Raw genomic sequence first — 18,167 nt, 5'->3', positions numbered from 1 at the left:
GAATCGTTTACCACTAAAAGAACACATAAGTTGAGGAGTTGTTTGTGCAGCGTTAATTAAACAAAAACGAACTCATTTTATTATAAAATTGATTCTTTTATTGAAGTAAACATTAACGATTTGAAATTAAATAACCGAGGATAATTAACAATACAATGTTCCTTAATTCATCTGTTTATTTTATCTTTAGGCGATTTTAAAATTCTGGATTTTATAAAAAATCCGATTTCTTGTTAATTAATTAGTAAAAATCAAATTAAAACATGTCAAATACATCAAAAATTATCTATACCAAAACCGATGAGGCGCCAATGTTGGCAACCTATTCACTTTTACCTATTGTACAAGCTTTTACCGCATCAGCAGGTATTGATGTAGAAACCAGAGATATTTCTTTAGCAGGAAGAATTTTGGCAAACTTTCCTGAGTATTTAAAAGACGACCAAAAAATTGGCGATGCTTTAACAGAGCTTGGCGGATTGGCAACAACTCCAGAAGCGAACATCATCAAGTTACCAAATATTTCTGCATCTATTCCACAATTGGTAGGTGCAATTACTGAGTTACAATCGCAAGGTTTTGCTATTCCAAATTACCCGGATAACGCACAAAGCGAAGAAGAAAAAGCTATTAAAGCTAAATATGCAAAGGTTTTAGGTTCTGCTGTAAACCCGGTTTTACGTGAGGGTAATTCTGATAGAAGAGCACCAAAAGCGGTTAAGAACTACGCAAAAGCTAATCCACATTCGATGGGTAAATGGTCTGCAGATTCTAAAACAAAAGTTGCCAGCATGACTGAAGGCGATTTTTATGGTTCAGAAAAATCAACTACAATTGAAAGTGCATCTCAATTTAAAATTGAATTTGTTGCTGCAGATGGAACGGTAACTGAATTGAAAGGTTTAACGCTCTTAAAAGCAGGTGAAGTAATTGATAGTTCTGCTTTAAGTTTATCGGCATTAAAAACTTTTGTAGCTAAAGAAATTGAAGAAGCAAAAGCAGCAGGTGTTTTATTATCTGCGCACTTAAAAGCAACGATGATGAAGGTTTCTGACCCGATTATATTTGGTGCAATTGTAGAAGTTTACTTTGCTGATGTTTTTGCAAAATATGCAGATTTGTTTAAAGAACTAAACATTGATACCCGCAATGGTTTAGGAGATGTTTATTCGAAAATTGCTGGCAATGGTAAACAAGCTGAAGTTGAGGCTGCATTGGCAGATGCAATAGCAAACGGGCCAGCTTTAGCAATGGTAAATTCTGATAAAGGAATTACCAATTTACATGTTCCAAGTGATGTAATTGTTGATGCTTCGATGCCGGCAATGATTCGTACTTCGGGCCAGATGTGGAATAAAGAAGGAAAGCCTCAAGATACAATTGCTCTAATTCCTGACCGATCTTACGCTGGTGTTTACACCGCAACTATAGATGATTGTAAAGCGAATGGCGCTTTTGATGTAACTACAATTGGCTCAGTTCCAAACGTAGGTTTAATGGCGCAAAAAGCTGAAGAATATGGTTCGCATGATAAAACTTTTCAAGCGACAGGAACCGGTGTAATCCGCGTTACTGATGCTGATGGTAAAGTCTTCTTCGATCAGAAAGTTGAGCAAGGTGATATTTTCCGCATGTGCCAAACAAAAGATGCTCCAATTCAGGATTGGGTTAAACTGGCTGTAAACAGATCTCGTTTATCTGAAACACCTGCGGTTTTCTGGTTAGATGAAAATAGAGCTCACGATAGAGAAATCATTGCTAAAGTGAAAAAATATTTAGCAGATCATGATACAACAGGATTGGATATTCGTATTCTGGCGCCTATCGAAGCAACTAAATTCACTTTAGAACGTATTCGTAAAGGTGAAGATACAATTTCGGTTACGGGTAACGTATTGCGTGATTATTTAACAGATTTATTCCCGATTTTAGAGCTGGGTACTTCTGCTAAAATGTTATCAATCGTTCCTTTAATGAACGGTGGTGGTTTATTCGAAACCGGTGCTGGTGGTTCTGCACCTAAACATATTGAGCAGTTTATTGAAGAAGGTTACTTACGTTGGGATTCTTTAGGCGAGTTCTTAGCGCTTCAGGCTTCTTTAGAGCATTTATCGCAAACGCAAAACAATGCGAAAGCCCAAGTTTTAGCTGATGCTTTAGATGAAGCAAATGCTAAATTTTTAGCTACAGATAAATCTCCTGGTCGTAAATTAGGCACCATTGATAACCGTGGTTCTCACTTTTATTTGGCTTTATATTGGGCTGAAGCATTAGCGGCGCAAACTAAAGATGCTGATTTGCAAGCTAAATTTGCGCCTTTAGCAAAAGCTTTAGCAGAAAACGAAGCGAAAATTAATGAGGAGTTAATTGGTGCACAAGGTAAAGCTCAGGAAATTGGTGGTTACTATAACCCTGATGATGAGTTGGCAGGTAAGGCAATGCGCCCAAGTGCAACTTTAAATAATGCTTTAGCAAGTTTGTAGGTAAAGCTAACTTATATAACAGGCTGTATCACTGATTTGATGTCATCCTGAGCTTGTCGAAGGGCTTAATATTGTAAACATTTCGACAGGCTCAACGTGACAACGTTTAACATGATACAGCCTTTTTATTTTGCTAAAAACTGTAAGTAATCACATTAAAGATTAGCTTCACTGTGCATTTTTGGGTTTCTCCGGTGTTGCCAAAATCACTATTAATGCTCTTCCGTCCGCCTGGAGCACAGTCCTGAATTTTCAGGAGATAGAGCTTTTCCAATAGCCACATATTTATTTAAGGTTGCATTTAAAGGTTTCTTCGCTGCAGTCGAAATGACGACTACTAAATCTGCGACAATCCATTGTATCTGCAGGAGGAAATCACCACTTGTAACGGTGAGTGTGTCAAAGCGCTTAGGTTTCTGAAATTTAAAATATCTTTGCATTGTTTGAATATCTAAAAACGCATATAATTTCTTATTATCACATATTATATTCCTAAATAAATTCAAAAACCATCCACCAACCCAGTTGTTATAATTAAAATTAAATAGGAGATACCATCATGGCAGATAACGAAAATAAAGGTTCACAGGATAAAATCCACAGCACCACTACAAACAGCGAAATCAACAAAGAAAATCTATCTTACGATAAACATAAACAAAGCTATGAGCTTGATGTAAAAGGTGAAGATAAAGATTATGATCACCCAATGGGTTATGAAACGGTTGCTGCGGGAGCGGTTGATGATGATTCTACTTATGATGAAGCAAATCCATACGTTGGTGATGAATATGCCAGAAATAAAGACATTGCAGATGATAATTTAGAAGAATTAGGTATGCATGTAGATAATGGCGAAAGTGTAAAACTTAGTCCGGAGGATGAGATTTTGGCCCGCACTCCTGAAGATGATAGGGATGATTTAGATGAAGAAGGCTATCCGATTAATGATGCTACAGAACAATAAGATTCAGTTGTTTTAACTGATAGCAGTGTAAAAAAAAAGCAGAATTAATTTCTTTTTAATTCTGCTTTTTTATGGATTTACATCTAAATTAAATCGCCTTCTTAATTCTTCAAGCTTCGGGTTTTTGTTGAGCAAATAATCATATTTCTCCCGGTTTCCATAAAGCCTGTTCTCAAGCTTCCGTTCCATTTGTTTGAATGAGATGTCTACAGCAAAATTTTGTAATTCTTTTCGTAGATAATTCATCAGTTCTACCGATTCCTGAACTACAAATTGTTCTTGTGTTTTACTCTCAACCGTTATTTCAATTAAAACAGGACTAAGTAGCGTAGGCGCAAAATTATTTAAAATGGTAAATAAATTAATTTTATCGCTGGCCTTTAAAATTTGGATGTAAGCATTCCATACTTCCAGAAGCCTTTCAAAAGTAAAAGGTTCACGAGCTTCTCCGGTAACTGTTTTAGATTTCCCATCGTCTTCTCCACTTGCAACACGTTCTAAATCATTTAAAGATGGAATGAGTGTGCTCGCAGCATTTGCTTTCGGAATTTTTATACTGATTGATGTTGCCGAAGGGGTTGGACTAGCTTTTGTTACTTCTTTAGGCCTATCTACTGCAATTGGAGAAACAGATTCCTGACTAATTGGTTTCGGAATTTCACTTTCCGCTTTTAGCTTTAAGTTTTCTGCTTCATTGGAATTTTCAACTTTCAGCTTTTCACTCTCAACCGAACTTAAATCAGTTTTTTTTTTATCCTGATCTACGTCAGTTGCTGTATTATTATTGCTTAATGGCTGTTGAGCGAGTTGAACTACCGACCGTATGTGGCACATTTTTATCAGTGCAAGCTCTACTTGCAGCCTTTGATTTTTAGAATTTTTATAATTTAAATCGCAGGCATTGGCTAAGTTCAATGCGGTGAGTAAAAATGATAATTCAGTTTGTTTACACTGCTCCAGGTATTTCTGTCGGATGTTTTCGCTTACCTCTAATAATTTAATTGTGGCGGTATCTTTTCCAACCAATAAATTACGGAAATGGGTTGCAAGGCCATTAATGAAATTGTTTCCATCAAAGCCATTGTTTAATATTTCATCAAATAAAAGTAGCGTTTGGCTAACCTGTGCAGCCGTTAAATAGGATGTTAGTTTAAAAAAGTAATCGTAATCTAAAATATTCAGGTTGTCAATTACTGACTTATATGTAATGTTCTTATTTGCATAACTGGCAATTTGGTCAAACATCGAAAGCGCATCACGTAAACCGCCATCTGCTTTTTGAGCAATGATGTGTAAACCATCTGTTTCATAAGCAATATTTTCCCTTTGGGCAATTTTAGCAAGATGCTCAGAAATATCATCAACCTGGATGCGGTTAAAATCAAAAATCTGGCAACGCGATAAAATAGTTGGTAATATTTTGTGCTTTTCTGTAGTGGCTAAAATAAATATCGCATAAGATGGTGGTTCTTCTAAAGTTTTCAAAAATGCGTTAAATGCACTTTGAGATAACATGTGAACCTCATCAATAATATAAATTTTATACTTTCCGGCTTGTGGCGGTATCCTTACCTGCTCAATTAAACTTCGGATATCATCAACAGAGTTGTTTGAAGCTGCATCTAATTCATGAACGTTAAAGGAATGCCCGTTTTGAAAAGACTGGCAATTATCGCATTGGCCGCAAGCTTCCATTTCGGCTGTAGGGTTTGTACAGTTTATGGTTTTAGCTAAAATACGTGCACAAGTTGTTTTACCAACACCACGCGGACCGCAGAATAAAAATGCCTGCGCTAATTGATTGTTCTTAATGGCGTTTTTTAAAGTTCCTGTAATATGCAATTGTCCAACTACGGTTTCGAACGTAGCCGGGCGATATTTACGGGCAGAAACTATAAAATTTTCCATCGGCACGAAAATAGGAATTTTTGTTGAGTTGGAATGTTGTAAAGTTGGAATGTTGAAAAGAATAATATCAGATGAGGAAACAGCAATTATCAATAACCAAAATACAACTTTCAATAAAACAATTAACCAATAAAACAATTTTCCCTAAACCCTAAACCCTAAACCCTAAACCCTAAACCCTAAACCTACTTAATCACCGATTTTAGCTCTTGCCGATATTGCGAGGCACTTTTCCCTGTAAATTCTTTAAAAAGCTTATTAAAATGGCTGAAGTTGTTAAATCCGCTTTCAAAACAAATATTTGCAATGCTTGTTGGTTTTTCTGCTAAAAGCTTAGATGCATGTACAATTCGGTACTCATTTACAAAACGCGTAAATGTTTTCTTGGTAATCTTTTTAAAATAGCGACAAAAGGAAGGGACCGTCATGCTACACATGTCAGCAATGTATTCTAAACTAATTTCTTCCAAAAAATGATCCTTAACATAATTAAAAATCATGTTTATCCGGTCGTTGTCTTGCACCTGCATCTCCAGCGAAAAATTTTGTGCATTTAAAAGTTTATAATCAGATGCCTGCTCAAGTTCTCTCAAAATACCGAGTAAGGCCAATAGTTTTTCAAGCGGCCATGCATTATGCATTTTTTCTAAAGCCGGTCCAACAAGTTTCATTGTATCCTTTCCAAAAGCTACACCATATTTAGCCTTTTCAAATAAATTAGCAATTCCTCTGGTTTCCTTTAGCTTTAAAAACTCAGCGCCTAAAAAATCGGGTTTCATTTGTACAACAACCTCCGTTTTATTTCCGGTTTGGGTATCTGTAAATCCGCAATGCGGTAAATTACTCCCTATTAAAATCAAATCGCCATCTGTGTAATAAGAAACGTGACTACCAATTTGCCGCTTGCCCGAGCCGCCATTAACATAAACCATTTCAATTTCTGGATGGTAATGCCATAAATGCGCCTTGTTGTTCTCATTTTCTACATATTTAGAATAGTAAAATGAGCTGCCAAAAGATGGCTCTACAACTTCAAAACTTGGCTTAATTTTTTTCATCATTTATAACAAAAATACTAAAATAATTATGGTTGATTGTTTAATTTGTATATGAATTTATAATTCAAGGGTAAAATAGCATAGATATTTGAAAATATACAATCAACTATGCATGCTTAACAGTAGTAATTTAGTGGTGTTAAATAATTGTTCATCTAAAAGAATTCACATACATGAAAAACTTAATAAAAATCAGCCTTGTTGTAGCGGCAATATTTGCTGCTCCGGGAGTTAAAGCAAATGATGAAGTTGTTAGTTTAAAAGTTAAAGCAGAAAACAATAAATCTATCCGTTTTTATATAGACGAAGCAAAGGATATAGAGCTTGCTATAAACGATGCTGTTGATAATAGATTAATCTATCAGGAAAGTATCCATGCATCTGGTGCATCTACCAAAACTTACGATTTAAATGAATTACCAGATGGTGAGTATACATTAAACGTAACAACAGGTTCTCAATTGGCTCAATACCAAATCAATATTGTAAACAACAAAGCAGAAGTTTCTGAACCAAAAATTACAGAGGTTTTTAAACCGATTTTGGAAAAAGACAGTGCAATGGTTACGCTTAGTTTAGATAATGCTGATAAAAGCCCAATCGAAGTTGAAATTGTTAATGAATTTAACGAACAACTTTATAAAGAAACTTTTACAAACAGAGCTAAATTGACTAAGAAATTTAACGTGGGCAGCACGCCATCGAAAGAATTAACCTTTATTGTAACTACTAACAAACAACAATTTACCAAAACAATCGAATCTCGCTAATTAAATTTATAACAATTGTTATAAAGGGGTTATCTTTTTAGGTGACCCTTTTTTTGGTAAAAACAGAAGGAATATTTTTTTGAAGCGCAGGTTTCTGTGCGTTTAAGTAACTGCCGTTCCGCTTTCGTTACCTGCCTACCGCAGACAGGCAATCTTTTAAAAGCTCCTGTCATTCTGCCTACCGAAGTGTTGGTACAGGCTGTGTCTCAGCATGGCAGCAGATTTAAGGTTGCTACATCTTTTAAAAGTATTTTCACTGCAATCGGGGCTCATTTGCAAAGTTGGTTCATTTTGTTTAAAAATTGCAACAATCCAAAACCCGATTTAGTCAAAAGAACTGATGCTTTTGATTTTCAGATAATTGCTTAGTTTTTCTAACATTAAATTTACCTGAATTTTTAGCTAAACGTTTGAAAATTAAAATTATATTGTTACTTTTGCAACCCCGTAATATACCTCGGGCTTAAAAAATTAAAAATTTTATAACAATGAATCAGTACGAAACTGTTATCGTTCTAACCCCGTTGTTATCAGAAGAAGTTGCGAAAGAGGCTATGGCTAAATTCAAAGCTATTCTTACTGATGGCGGTGCCGAAATTATCCACGAAGATAATTGGGGTTTAAGAAAATTAGCGTATCCGATCGCTAAAAAATCAAACGGATTTTTCAACTTAACTGAGTATAATGCTCCAGGTGATTTGATTGCTAAATTAGAGTTACAATTAAAACGTGATGAGCGTGTGCTTCGTTTCTTAACCATCAGGTTAGATAAACATGCAGTTGCTTATAACGCTAAAAAACGCAGCGGTGCGTTCAACAAAAAAACTAAGGAGGTTGCAGCGTAATGGCAAGAGAACAAATTCAATACGTTACTGCCCCTAAAGTAGAGGATAACCGTAAAAAATATTGCCGTTTCAGGAAAAACGGTATTAAATACATTGATTACAAAGACGCAAACTTTTTGTTAAAATTTATTAACGATCAAGGTAAATTATTACCACGCCGTTTAACTGGTACTTCGTTAAAATTTCAACGCAAAGTGGCACAAGCTGTTAAGCGTGCACGCCACATCGGTTTGTTACCTTTCGTTGCTGACCAATTAAAATAGGAGGATTTGATATGGAAATTATTTTAAAACAAGATATTAAATCATTAGGCGAGAAAGACGATATCGTTACAGTAAAGCCAGGTTATGGCCGTAACTATTTAATTCCGCAAGGATTTGCATCTTTAGCTACCGTTTCTTCAAAGAAAGTATTAGCTGAGAACTTAAAGCAAGCTGCTTTTAAACAAGATAAAATTAAGAAAGATGCTGAAGGTATTGCTGAACGTTTAACTGATGTTAAACTTTCTATCGGTGCTAAAGCTGGCGAAAGCGGTAAAATATTTGGTGCTGTTAACACTATCCAAATTGCAGAAGCATTAAAAGCTCAAGGCTTTGATGTTGACCGTCGTCGTATCACTTTCGAAACTGAACCAAAATTTGTTGGCGAATACGTTGCTAACTTAAACTTACACAAAGAAGTGAAAGTTCAGGTTCCTTTCGAAGTTATCGCCGAATAAGCATTTCTTTAAAACATAAAAAAAGTCCTTTCATTAATTTGAAAGGACTTTTTTTATAATGGAAGATGTGAAATGTAAGGTGGGTGATACAGAAATTGGAGACTTTTCCATCTTCCCTTTCACATCATCCATTTTCCATCCATCTATCCTTTAGGCGTAGTCGGCCTGATTTCAATTTTACTCGGTAGTGTTCTGGCTGGCATAGCAAGTAAATCAACCACTAATTTACCCATATCTTCAGGTTGAATTTTCCATGCATCATCCTGCTCATTCGGGCTATGCTCATTAAAATGACTAGCTACAGAACCCGGCATAATCGTACTTACTTTAACACCGTATTTTCTTAAATCGAGCATTACAGATTGCGTAAAACCTGTTAAGCCAAATTTACTGGCATTGTATGCCGAACCGCCAGCAAAGAAATTAGTTCCGGCCAGGCTGGAAATGGTAAATATGTAACCCTGGTTTTTCTTTATCTCCTCAACGGTAGCTTTAATGCTGTAAAATACGCCGGTTAAATTAGTATCAATAATCTCATTCCATTCTGCAATACCAATTTCATCAATCGGTGCAAAATGTCCAACACCTGCATTAGCAATTAACACATCTAATCTTCCCCACTTTTCAACTATTAAATTTACGGCTTCTTGCTGCGAAGCAAAATCTTTAACATCTGCTTCTATAGCTAATATATCTCCAAATTCTACCAATTTCGATGCAGCTTCATTTGCACCATCTATTGTTCTACTTGTAATGGCAACTTTATAACCACTTTTTAAAAGCGATTCTGCAATTCCATAACCTATGCCTTTGCTTCCGCCTGTTATTAAAACTATTTTCTGACTCATAATATCCTTTTCTGAATTAACCATTGAAATACAAATATGTTTAAGCTTTATTAGTTTTGATAATCGAAATGTCAATAACGATTGGATAGAAATTACATCTCGAACAAGTTTTTGCTAACTTTGCAGCATGACGAAAAAACGAAAATCGAAATCAAGAACTACAACTAAAAGACCTTGGTTAAAGAAATCAATTGATATAGCAACAAAGGTTTTTATTTATTTTCTTTTAGTTTCGGTTATCTGGGTTCTTGCACTTCGTTTTATTAATACGCCAATAACTTTGTTGATGGTGTTGCGCAACATTGAACGTAAAGCTGATGGGAAAGCCTTTAAGTTGGAGAAAAAATGGGTCAGGTTTGAAGATATTTCTGATAACATGAAAAGGGCCGCCGTTTCTGCCGAAGATCAACTTTTTTTGAAACACATTGGCTTCGATTTTAAATCAATAGAAAAGGCTTTCGCGAGTAATGCAAAAGGGAAAAAAGTGAAAGGCGGTAGTACAATTTCACAGCAAACAGCTAAAAATGTGTTTTTATGGCCTGGTCGCTCTTGGATAAGAAAAGGTTTTGAAGCTTATTTTACTTTATTGATAGAGATTTTTTGGAGTAAAGAAAGAATTTTAGAAGTATACTTAAATGTGATTGAGATGGGTGATGGTATTTACGGAGCCGAGGCAGCTGCACAAGAATATTATAACAAATCCTGCCAAAAACTCAGTAGAAATCAGGCAGCATTAATTGCATCATGTTTCCCAAATCCACGTCGTTGGACACCCAAAAATGCTACGCCTTACATCAGGCACCGCCAATATCTAATATTAAGAAATATGAAGCGCCTTGGACCATTAGATTTTTGAGTTAAAATGAACACTTCAAATTAGAAGTTATAGGCAATGTTAATCCCATCTTTTACATGCCCGCAAAAAATTCGTTTTGAAGATAATTCTATTCACATCTAATCAAAAAAACTCAACCCTAATTAAAGCTACTTACGTTTTAGGCGTATGTTTAATTGAGAATCTACAATACGCACCATTTTATCGTTATATACATATAGTCTTATTCTATAATTTTCCGGATCATCTGGTACAGTTATATTTCCATTAGTGCCGGTACCAGCGTCTTTAACTTCTATAGGATTTTTAAATTGGTCGTACTTAATAATTTCCCATCTAAATTTTAAAATACTTTTCTCATCAGATAATTTCCATTGACCATTTTCAAAAATTAATGCATTAAATGTAACCTGGCTTTTCGGCCACATAGTGGTTGCAGGTAGCAATATTTTAGTGAGTGGTATTTCAATTTTCTGATTACCATTAGTTAATTGATTTGCCAATTGATAGGCCTCAACTTTAAATTTATCTGTATTATCCTTTAAACCATTAAAAGATATAAAGTTTGTCGTTTTTTCTTCTTGCCATCTGGAGATGAAAAAACCAGTTGCGATATTTTTATCTGCTAAGTAAGATTCTAGTGTAATGCTGCTTAAAAATGATTCTACTTCAGGAAGTTTTTCTTCCATTTTTTGTCTTTCCTCCTCAACTACTCCTATACAATCTATATCAGTTATTGCTTGTGCAAATTTGTTGTAATCCTCTTCAAGATGTTCATCAACATAAATATCTGCACTTAATGGCCTGCTATCAATGGTTTTTATTCTTTTAATTAACGTGTTTAACCAAACAAAATATGCTTGTTGTTCTGTATATAAATCGGGTTTAAAATTTTTAAAACGTAAAGATTTCATTGGATTATTAGCAATATTCCACATGATTATATTTGAATTATCTTTATGCTCTTTGATACTTTTGAAAATCTCATCTGCTAAATTTTGCATTTCCAGGCTATCCCCTATAAAACTTACATTTTCAGGAACCCAATAACCCATAACAACTTTCAAATTTTTATCGTCGGCGGCTTTTAAAATGGTTTTGTCGTAAATGGTAAGTCCATAAAACTTAATTGTATTAAAGCCAATTTTTTTGATTTCAGTTAAATCTTCAATTATATCACGCTTTTTTAATACGATTCCATTACTAAACCAGTTTTGATTTTTTTTATAGTTAATGCCTCTAATTTGATTTAAAAATTTAAGGTTCTTGTTGTTTTTGGTTGTAATTCTATTTTGATGTGGTTTATCTACATTATAATTAAACAAAATCCAGTTACTACGTTTATTTTCCAGCTTTGTAAGCTCAGTAAAACTATTAAAATTTTCTATTTGCCAATTCAGTTTATCGCCTGTCCAGCCATTAGGTAAATTCATATCTACTGAACTATCGAATAAAATATAGGCCTTAATTTCCGGGAATTTATTTTTTAACGTTTGTGTAGTCTGATTAAACCAATCGCTTTGCTTAGCTTTATGTAGAGAACCCATTTCTGCAAGCATCACAGGTAAACCTGTTCTAAATATTTTGTTTTGATGAAATGGTAGATAAAGTTGCTCCATAGAATAACTACTTTTATCAGAAGTGCCATAGTTCAGATTAGTTACACCTATCCAATCTACTACATTGTTGCCAGGAAAATATTCATCTATGGCTTCAGCTTTCCACGGATTCCAAACCCAAATTACATTATTAACATTTTCTTTAGCAAAAAATTGATGTATGTACGCCCAAGCTTGTTTAAACTCAGCAGGCGTGTTTGATCCTGTTGCGCTCCATGGATATAGTGGGTTGTCTGTTTCATGCGCAAAGCGAATAAATATTGGTTTGTTGATATTTTTTATTTGTGCTGCGAAGTCAGCTAAATAAGTATCAAATTTATGCTCTAAAATGCGTTTAAAAATCTTCTGCTCAATTATTTCAGCTTTTAAATTAGATGAATTATTAAATAAACTTTGCCAGGGTTCCCAGGTTATCATCGGAATCGATTTTTTTTGATAGATCGAATCGATAAGTTGCCTAGGGACTTTGCATTTTTCAGCATCGCCCCATGAAAGATAAAGGGATACGATGCCAAAATTGAGTTTTGATTTATTCTCTTGTTCGTTAATTTTCTTTACAGAGGATAATCCATTTGTATTATCTGGTAGGAATATTCCAGGTATTAAAATATTTTTATTATAGTTTGGGATGGTCACTTTTTCTGATATGAAGTTATTTTTGAAAGACCAAAATCCGATACAAGCTGCAATCAAAGTTGCTATTAACAATGCCGAACGCCTAATTTGCTTGTATAAAAATCTTCTAGTCAGCCAAAACCTTTTCTTAAATTCAGACAGGCCAGACATTATGGTATTTAAAACTGGCTTACTTTCTTTTATCTTTCTAAAACCAGCCTGCCTGCTCGCCAATATTGAAAAGCTAAGAATAAGGCAGTTTACGAGACCAAATCCACTCATTATTAAGTTGTATGGGTTCCAATCTGAATTTAAACCATAAATAATTGCCGCTATCGTTAAAACGATAATAGAAATATTTGGAATGTTTATGCTCCAACTGGTCTCCTCCTTACCATCTTTAGGTGTAGGGTTATATGGAACCTTTTTTCTTAAAATGGTATAATATAATCCAATCAGAAAAATCCACCAGGTTCCAATCATTAATAGGCCGCCTACAACATGGAAACCTCTTTCTTCTTCTTCCATAACCCAACGTTGCACAAAAAGCCTGATGAGAAAGGATAATAGGGCCAGAGGTCCTGCATAGAGCATAAAATAGAGGAAATCGATATTTATCGGACTGGTATTAAATATTAACGACAGAATTGGAATCAAGAAATTCATCAGAAATACTAATCCGGATAAATAGTATAATGGAATTACTGCATAATGAATTTTTTGTTGCCAAGTAAAATTTTTAAAAAGTTTTGGATAGGAGGTTACCAAAAGTTCGAAAACACCTCTTGACCATTTTAACTGTTGCGAATAATAGGCAGACATTGTTGAAGGCACCAAACCTCTGGCTAATACTTGCGGCACATATAACGATTTCCAGCCTTTAGCATGCAAATGCATCGCGGTATTCATATCTTCGGCTAAGCCAGCAGCATGACCGCCAATTGATTCCAGAGCCGTTCTCCTAAATGTGCAGTTAGCCCCAATTGCAAGTACAGTTCCATACTTATTCATGGTCATCATAATCGGACCATAAAACTGAAAGGTTTGTTGTGCTGCACCTTTTGCAACAAGACTTTCGCCATAATTTTTATATGCCTGCACAATTTGTACGTAGCCCACTTTCTCATCACTAAAATGACCAACTATAGGATCAAGAAAATCAGGTTGTGGAACGTGGTCTGGATCTAAAACCACACATAATTCTCCGTTAGATTGACGTAAAGCGTTATTAATATTTCCAGCTTTAGCATTAATTTTTTCTATTCTGGTTACATGATGACCACCTAATTGCCTGCATAAGTCTTTCAAGTAGGGGGCATCAGATTCATCACATAAATAAGATTGATGTGGGTAGGTGATATTTACTATAGCCTGAAGTGTTTCCTCAATCATTTTATAAGGCTCGCCTTTACAAAATGTTGTAAAAACATCCACAGTATATACTTTACTTAACGTTTTATCAGTTGGTACGGTTATATAAAAGTAATGAATCCATTCGTGTATAAGCCTTGAGCAAGTATACACGATGGTTATGTTATGGTTAGCATGTAATATAATACCGGATATTCTGCTGTGCCTTTAAAAACCTCGTTTAAAAAGAGCAACATCACGAAAACCCCAGCTATGATAATAATGCGTAAACGGAACAGTTCCCATTTTGAGGGTGCAATTATAGTTTCGGGTTTATTTTTCATTACCAACTACGTAAAATGGAATATTTGCGGTTGCTATATTTCCTTGTTTATCAAAAACAGTTGCAAACAATCTGTAAGGTCCTTCAATGCCCGGTGCGTTAAACCTGACACTAAATCCAGATTGCCGTATTATTAAACCGCCAATTTTTGATGGTCTCACAACATTATCTACGTTGTTTTTCTTAAACCAATCTTCTGGATATATTTCCCACTTAATTTCTAAATTACTTGTATCTCCGGGAACATTAATACGGGCGTTTTGTGCTTCTTGTGGCTTTAGCAAAATATTGCTTATCGCTTTTTTATCTGATAAATTTATATCGGTAATTTTCGGTCCGGTGTAAGCTAGTTTTTTCCCTTTCCATAATTCTTCTACGGCATAAGCAGCTTCAGTTTTATTTCCGAATTCATCAAATAAGCTAAACCAGGTATGGGTAATCTCTTGCTTCTGACCCCAATAGAAAATGAACGAACCCAAAAATCGTGGGTCGTTAGTTGGCATATACTTTTGATACCTATCAATGTAAGCCTTCGCTTTTGAGGTACTTGTAGGCTCAATTTTGGCTTTCCAGGCAGTTTCAACATGGCCATCCCATGGTCCATCAATACTCCACTCTGTTATCAAATAAGGTCCATCCCAAAACCAACTGAAATTTTTTAAGTCATCCTTTAGTTCAGATATTCTACTAAAGATATTAAAGGAAATGATATCAATATTCGTTCTTAATTTGATATTAACAATATCATTTTTTTGGAAGTTAACCATCGTAGTCGTTACCGGATGGTCGGGATCATCCTTGTGTATCATATCAACAATACGATTAAATGATTTATAGAAATGGTAATAGTTAGGTTTGTTTGGAAATACCAGCTCGTTACCAACACACCACATCAAAACAGCAGGGTTGGTTTTAAGGCGATTTACCAATGCTTCAATTTTTTTAAAATCAGCCTCAACCTTGGCTTCGTTATTATAATAATCCAAATATTTACTTGGCGGAATAGGTAAACCTACTATAACTGAAATGCCATGCTTGTTTGCTTCATTTAGAATTTTGTCCACATGCGTTGTGTCCCATATTCTAATGGAGTTGCCACCTGATTTTTTTAGTTCTTCTAAATTTGTGTAACCGGAGGCACCTTTAATATTAAAAACTTTTCCGTTTTTTAATAAGTTAAACTTTCCATTAATTTCCTGGATAGAAATTTTGGAATTCGCTATTTTCTTATCAGTACAAGAGTAGACTGAAAATAAGAGTAATATTGAGAGAATTTGGGATAGATTTTTTGAGAGCATAATGATTAGATCAAATATACTATTTTCTATAAAACTCTATGGCACTCCCAAAAGGTGTGTTACAATTGTTACTTAATATGTAAGATTAATCGTGCTCTTTATTCCATCTGATTTTTATTCCACCTTTCTCATCGTCTATAGCTTTTAGGTGAAGTACTATTCCTTTCATTCTGGCTTCGCGTTTCTCTTTATTGGTTAAGTTTTCGTCGCCTTTTGGATTTCTTAAGGGAATATCCATCTCTACATTTGTTCCGGTGTTTAGCGCATATATGCCTTTTACATTAAAGTTTAATGCACTGGAATTAATTTGCATTGGCTTAATTTCTACTTTATCACCTTTCACAATCAATGTTCCATCTAAATTATTAATTCTTACATCAGATAAATTACGGTTAGCAAAAGCAAATTTGCCCACTTTAACCATTGGTTCGAAATTAACTAAAGCTGCATTTTTTAGATTGAAAGCCACTTTTCCGTTTATAGAACGGGGAAGAATTTTTCCAGCGTGAGAGATTCTGCCAGAAATATTTACTAAGGATGATAGATAGCCTTGCAGGTTTTTGTTCGTTATTGTGTTTTGGCCAAAGTTATCAAATGAATAGAAAAAATCCTTTACGCTAACGTGGCTGATTTTTGAGTTGATTTTAAAAACATTTGAGCCTGTTTCCTGAATAATGTTTCCATCTAAAGTTAGTAAACCACCAGCATGCGCTACACTAATTTTATTGAAGTAAATGCCCGAACCTCTAAGTGAAACATCCGCATTTAAATTTTTGGCAGTAAATTTATCATAGATAGCTTTATCAACTTTAAGTTGAATATTCATTTTAGATAGCTCTAAAACATTACTTAATTCTTTAGAAGCCGTTTTCATGCCGCCTGTAGATTTACTTTTCTTCTTTACAGTTCTTGGTCCTAAAAAAGGTAAAAACTCATTTAAATATAATTGTGGGCTATACATGCTCAGGTTAACCACAATTTTCTCAGGGTCGGTATAATATAAATTTGCAAAATTAGCAATATTGCAATTAACGTTTAATTCACTTTTACCAAGTTGAAAATGGCCATTATTTATTATTAAATTATTTTGATTGAAATTGATGTTAAGCGCACTTTTTATTAAATGGAGTTTGCGTGGGATGTAAAGAATATCAGCATTAGCGATTTTTATGGCGCCAGAAACAACTGGCTTTGTAAACCGAAAATTATCAATATCTGCTTTGCAATACAGTTTTACATCGGCTGTTCCGTTTTTAAACTCAAAATCGTTAGTTCCTATAGAATTATTTAGGTTAGTTAATGGAAATTGCGATGTTACCAATCCGGTAGCAATAGGTCTGGCTAAATTGTTAACAGTAAAACTGTCTATTTTTAAAGGTGCATTAAAATATTTAGCGGTTAAGTTATGGAACTTGATAGAAGAATTCTCGTCACCTATTATACCGCCAAGGGTATCTTGATTGGTAAATGAACCATCAAAATTTGCCGCCGTTAATTGCCCGGCGGGTATACTAACTACATTATCCCGAACTTTAATTCCCACTTTTATTAACGGATCGCCATATTTCCCAGAACCATCATCAATTATGTTTCCTCTAATGTCAATTGGTTTTTCAATTCCAAATTTTAAAAGTTTTGATGAAATATTTGGCGAAAGCAGCATAGCAACATCTTTAAATAAGATTTGGTCAACTGCAATGCTAATGTTAAAGCCAGCTTTAGCTAAATCTATCCTTGCACCAATTTTAAAAGGATGCTCCCCAATTTTCAATATTTCAGGCTCTAATATAACTGCATCGTCTTTGCGACTATAATGTGCAGAAAGTGTCCCATCTAAAACTTTATCTTTCAAGAAACTGCCTTTTCGCGTATTAAAAGCAAAGCTATTTACCATTGTTCGTAAACGTATTTTACCAGTCCAGCCACTATCAGGATATTTTAATCTGCCCTGAACCTGGTCGATATTGAAATTGAACAGCTTAAATCTTTTCTTGTTCTCAATTACTAAGTTTACTTTGTTTAAGTCTATTTTTCGCACCGCAAAATCTGGTGTTTTAGAATCAGTTTTTTCTGTTTTTGTAGCTTTACTTTTAAAAATACTTGTATTACTATATCCGTTAGTATCGGTATAAATGTAAATGGAAGCATTATTGATGGCAATTTGATTAATGTTTACGTCGCCTACAATTAAAGATAGCACGTTTAAAGAAACATCAATATCCTGTGCTTTTAATAAATCGTGTTTGTGCTGATTGTATAAACTATCTCGTAATAAAACACCATTTAAAGAAACTGATACGCCGGGAAAACTCTTAAGTAATGTGGGTTCCATACCGGTTGCGGTAATTTCTCCATTTAAGTTTTTATTTAGTTTCCCTAAAATGGAACTTAAGATTTCTTTCTTATTTCTGCTGATGTAAAATGCACTGGCCAACCAGGTTAAAATGATTAAAATAAATATTGCTGAAACTATTTTTAGGGAGATTTTTAACCAGCGTGCCATAGATATT

The 18,167-nt window shown here is 34.6% G+C and carries 15 protein-coding genes; 7 read left to right on the top strand and 8 right to left on the bottom strand.

The window, feature by feature from the left end; genetic code table 11:
* Positions 1 to 263 precede the first annotated feature (263 nt).
* Entirely contained in the window at positions 264 to 2,483 is a 2,220-nt protein-coding gene (locus LUA90_RS03520; protein ID WP_231462248.1) for an NADP-dependent isocitrate dehydrogenase, read from the top strand.
* 212 nt (positions 2,484 to 2,695) lie between these two features.
* Here the strand turns inward: LUA90_RS03520 and LUA90_RS03515 are convergent, their stop codons facing one another.
* Positions 2,696 to 2,923, bottom strand: a complete 228-nt coding sequence (locus LUA90_RS03515) for a hypothetical protein (protein WP_231462251.1) — start codon at positions 2,921 to 2,923, stop codon at positions 2,696 to 2,698.
* 119 nt (positions 2,924 to 3,042) lie between these two features.
* Here LUA90_RS03515 and LUA90_RS03510 point away from each other — a divergent pair, with 119 nt between their 5' ends.
* Positions 3,043 to 3,450: a hypothetical protein gene (locus LUA90_RS03510; protein ID WP_231462258.1), complete on the top strand. Its 408-nt coding sequence runs from the start codon at positions 3,043 to 3,045 to the stop codon at positions 3,448 to 3,450.
* Between the two features lie 69 nt (positions 3,451 to 3,519).
* On the opposite strand, the gene LUA90_RS03505 is transcribed toward LUA90_RS03510, so the two are convergent.
* Positions 3,520 to 5,358, bottom strand: a complete 1,839-nt coding sequence (locus LUA90_RS03505; protein WP_231490179.1) for a DNA polymerase III subunit gamma/tau — start codon at positions 5,356 to 5,358, stop codon at positions 3,520 to 3,522.
* A gap of 185 nt (positions 5,359 to 5,543) precedes the next feature.
* Positions 5,544 to 6,419, bottom strand: coding sequence for an AraC family transcriptional regulator (locus LUA90_RS03500; RefSeq protein ID WP_231490177.1), 876 nt, complete (start codon positions 6,417 to 6,419; stop codon positions 5,544 to 5,546).
* Between the two features lie 170 nt (positions 6,420 to 6,589).
* Between LUA90_RS03500 and LUA90_RS03495 the strand changes: the two genes are divergently transcribed.
* The 4 genes from LUA90_RS03495 (at position 6,590) to rplI (ending at position 8,749) form a co-directional block, all read left to right on the top strand.
* Complete coding sequence (locus tag LUA90_RS03495; protein ID WP_231490175.1) at positions 6,590 to 7,186, top strand: hypothetical protein; 597 nt, start codon at positions 6,590 to 6,592, stop codon at positions 7,184 to 7,186.
* Positions 7,187 to 7,674: 488 nt separating this feature from the next.
* Positions 7,675 to 8,031: a 30S ribosomal protein S6 gene (rpsF, locus tag LUA90_RS03490; RefSeq protein WP_231462283.1), complete on the top strand. Its 357-nt coding sequence runs from the start codon at positions 7,675 to 7,677 to the stop codon at positions 8,029 to 8,031.
* A complete protein-coding gene (gene rpsR, locus LUA90_RS03485; protein WP_056093004.1) occupies positions 8,031 to 8,294 on the top strand; it encodes a 30S ribosomal protein S18 in 264 nt (87 codons plus the stop codon). The genes rpsF and rpsR overlap by 1 nt, the downstream gene beginning before the upstream one ends.
* Before the next feature lie 11 nt (positions 8,295 to 8,305).
* Positions 8,306 to 8,749, top strand: a complete 444-nt coding sequence (rplI, locus tag LUA90_RS03480; RefSeq protein ID WP_231462285.1) for a 50S ribosomal protein L9 — start codon at positions 8,306 to 8,308, stop codon at positions 8,747 to 8,749.
* A 143-nt stretch (positions 8,750 to 8,892) separates the two neighbouring features.
* On the opposite strand, the gene LUA90_RS03475 is transcribed toward rplI, so the two are convergent.
* Positions 8,893 to 9,597 (bottom strand): SDR family oxidoreductase, encoded by a 705-nt coding sequence (locus LUA90_RS03475; RefSeq protein ID WP_231490173.1) that lies wholly within the window; start codon positions 9,595 to 9,597, stop codon positions 8,893 to 8,895.
* Between the two features lie 127 nt (positions 9,598 to 9,724).
* On the opposite strand from LUA90_RS03475, the gene mtgA reads away from it, so the two are divergent.
* Positions 9,725 to 10,453: a monofunctional biosynthetic peptidoglycan transglycosylase gene (gene mtgA / locus LUA90_RS03470; protein WP_231490172.1), complete on the top strand. Its 729-nt coding sequence runs from the start codon at positions 9,725 to 9,727 to the stop codon at positions 10,451 to 10,453.
* A gap of 128 nt (positions 10,454 to 10,581) precedes the next feature.
* Here the strand turns inward: mtgA and LUA90_RS03465 are convergent, their stop codons facing one another.
* The 4 genes from LUA90_RS03465 to LUA90_RS03450 form a co-directional block, all read right to left on the bottom strand.
* Entirely contained in the window at positions 10,582 to 14,190 is a 3,609-nt protein-coding gene (locus tag LUA90_RS03465; RefSeq protein WP_231490170.1) for a glycosyltransferase family 2 protein, read from the bottom strand.
* Between the two features lie 5 nt (positions 14,191 to 14,195).
* The gene (locus LUA90_RS03460; protein WP_231490168.1) at positions 14,196 to 14,360 is read right to left on the bottom strand and encodes a hypothetical protein; all 165 of its coding nucleotides are present in this window, start codon (positions 14,358 to 14,360) and stop codon (positions 14,196 to 14,198) included.
* Positions 14,350 to 15,657: a glycoside hydrolase family 2 TIM barrel-domain containing protein gene (locus LUA90_RS03455; RefSeq protein ID WP_231462304.1), complete on the bottom strand. Its 1,308-nt coding sequence runs from the start codon at positions 15,655 to 15,657 to the stop codon at positions 14,350 to 14,352. Before LUA90_RS03455 ends, LUA90_RS03460 begins: the two co-directional genes overlap by 11 nt.
* 85 nt (positions 15,658 to 15,742) lie before the next feature.
* Positions 15,743 to 18,160, bottom strand: coding sequence for an AsmA-like C-terminal region-containing protein (locus LUA90_RS03450; RefSeq protein ID WP_231462306.1), 2,418 nt, complete (start codon positions 18,158 to 18,160; stop codon positions 15,743 to 15,745).
* Between the last annotated feature and the right edge of the window lie 7 nt (positions 18,161 to 18,167).

It is taken from the genome of Pedobacter sp. Leaf170 (genome assembly GCF_920984665.1).
GTDB lineage: Bacteria > Bacteroidota > Bacteroidia > Sphingobacteriales > Sphingobacteriaceae > Pedobacter.
Note: the sequence above shows the minus strand (reverse complement) of the source record. Positions and strands in the feature narration are given on the sequence as shown.

Coding starts and splice junctions, on each gene's coding strand:
- LUA90_RS03500 (WP_231490177.1), bottom strand. CDS start 6,419: ATGATGAAAAAAATTAAGCCAAGTTTTGAAGTTGTAGAGCCATCTTTT.
- LUA90_RS03455 (WP_231462304.1), bottom strand. CDS start 15,657: ATGCTCTCAAAAAATCTATCCCAAATTCTCTCAATATTACTCTTATTT.
- LUA90_RS03495 (WP_231490175.1), top strand. CDS start 6,590: ATGAAAAACTTAATAAAAATCAGCCTTGTTGTAGCGGCAATATTTGCT.
- LUA90_RS03510 (WP_231462258.1), top strand. CDS start 3,043: ATGGCAGATAACGAAAATAAAGGTTCACAGGATAAAATCCACAGCACC.
- rpsR (WP_056093004.1), top strand. CDS start 8,031: ATGGCAAGAGAACAAATTCAATACGTTACTGCCCCTAAAGTAGAGGAT.
- LUA90_RS03505 (WP_231490179.1), bottom strand. CDS start 5,358: ATGGAAAATTTTATAGTTTCTGCCCGTAAATATCGCCCGGCTACGTTC.
- LUA90_RS03460 (WP_231490168.1), bottom strand. CDS start 14,360: ATGAAAAATAAACCCGAAACTATAATTGCACCCTCAAAATGGGAACTG.
- rplI (WP_231462285.1), top strand. CDS start 8,306: ATGGAAATTATTTTAAAACAAGATATTAAATCATTAGGCGAGAAAGAC.
- LUA90_RS03515 (WP_231462251.1), bottom strand. CDS start 2,923: ATGCAAAGATATTTTAAATTTCAGAAACCTAAGCGCTTTGACACACTC.
- LUA90_RS03450 (WP_231462306.1), bottom strand. CDS start 18,160: ATGGCACGCTGGTTAAAAATCTCCCTAAAAATAGTTTCAGCAATATTT.
- LUA90_RS03475 (WP_231490173.1), bottom strand. CDS start 9,597: ATGAGTCAGAAAATAGTTTTAATAACAGGCGGAAGCAAAGGCATAGGT.
- rpsF (WP_231462283.1), top strand. CDS start 7,675: ATGAATCAGTACGAAACTGTTATCGTTCTAACCCCGTTGTTATCAGAA.
- mtgA (WP_231490172.1), top strand. CDS start 9,725: ATGACGAAAAAACGAAAATCGAAATCAAGAACTACAACTAAAAGACCT.
- LUA90_RS03520 (WP_231462248.1), top strand. CDS start 264: ATGTCAAATACATCAAAAATTATCTATACCAAAACCGATGAGGCGCCA.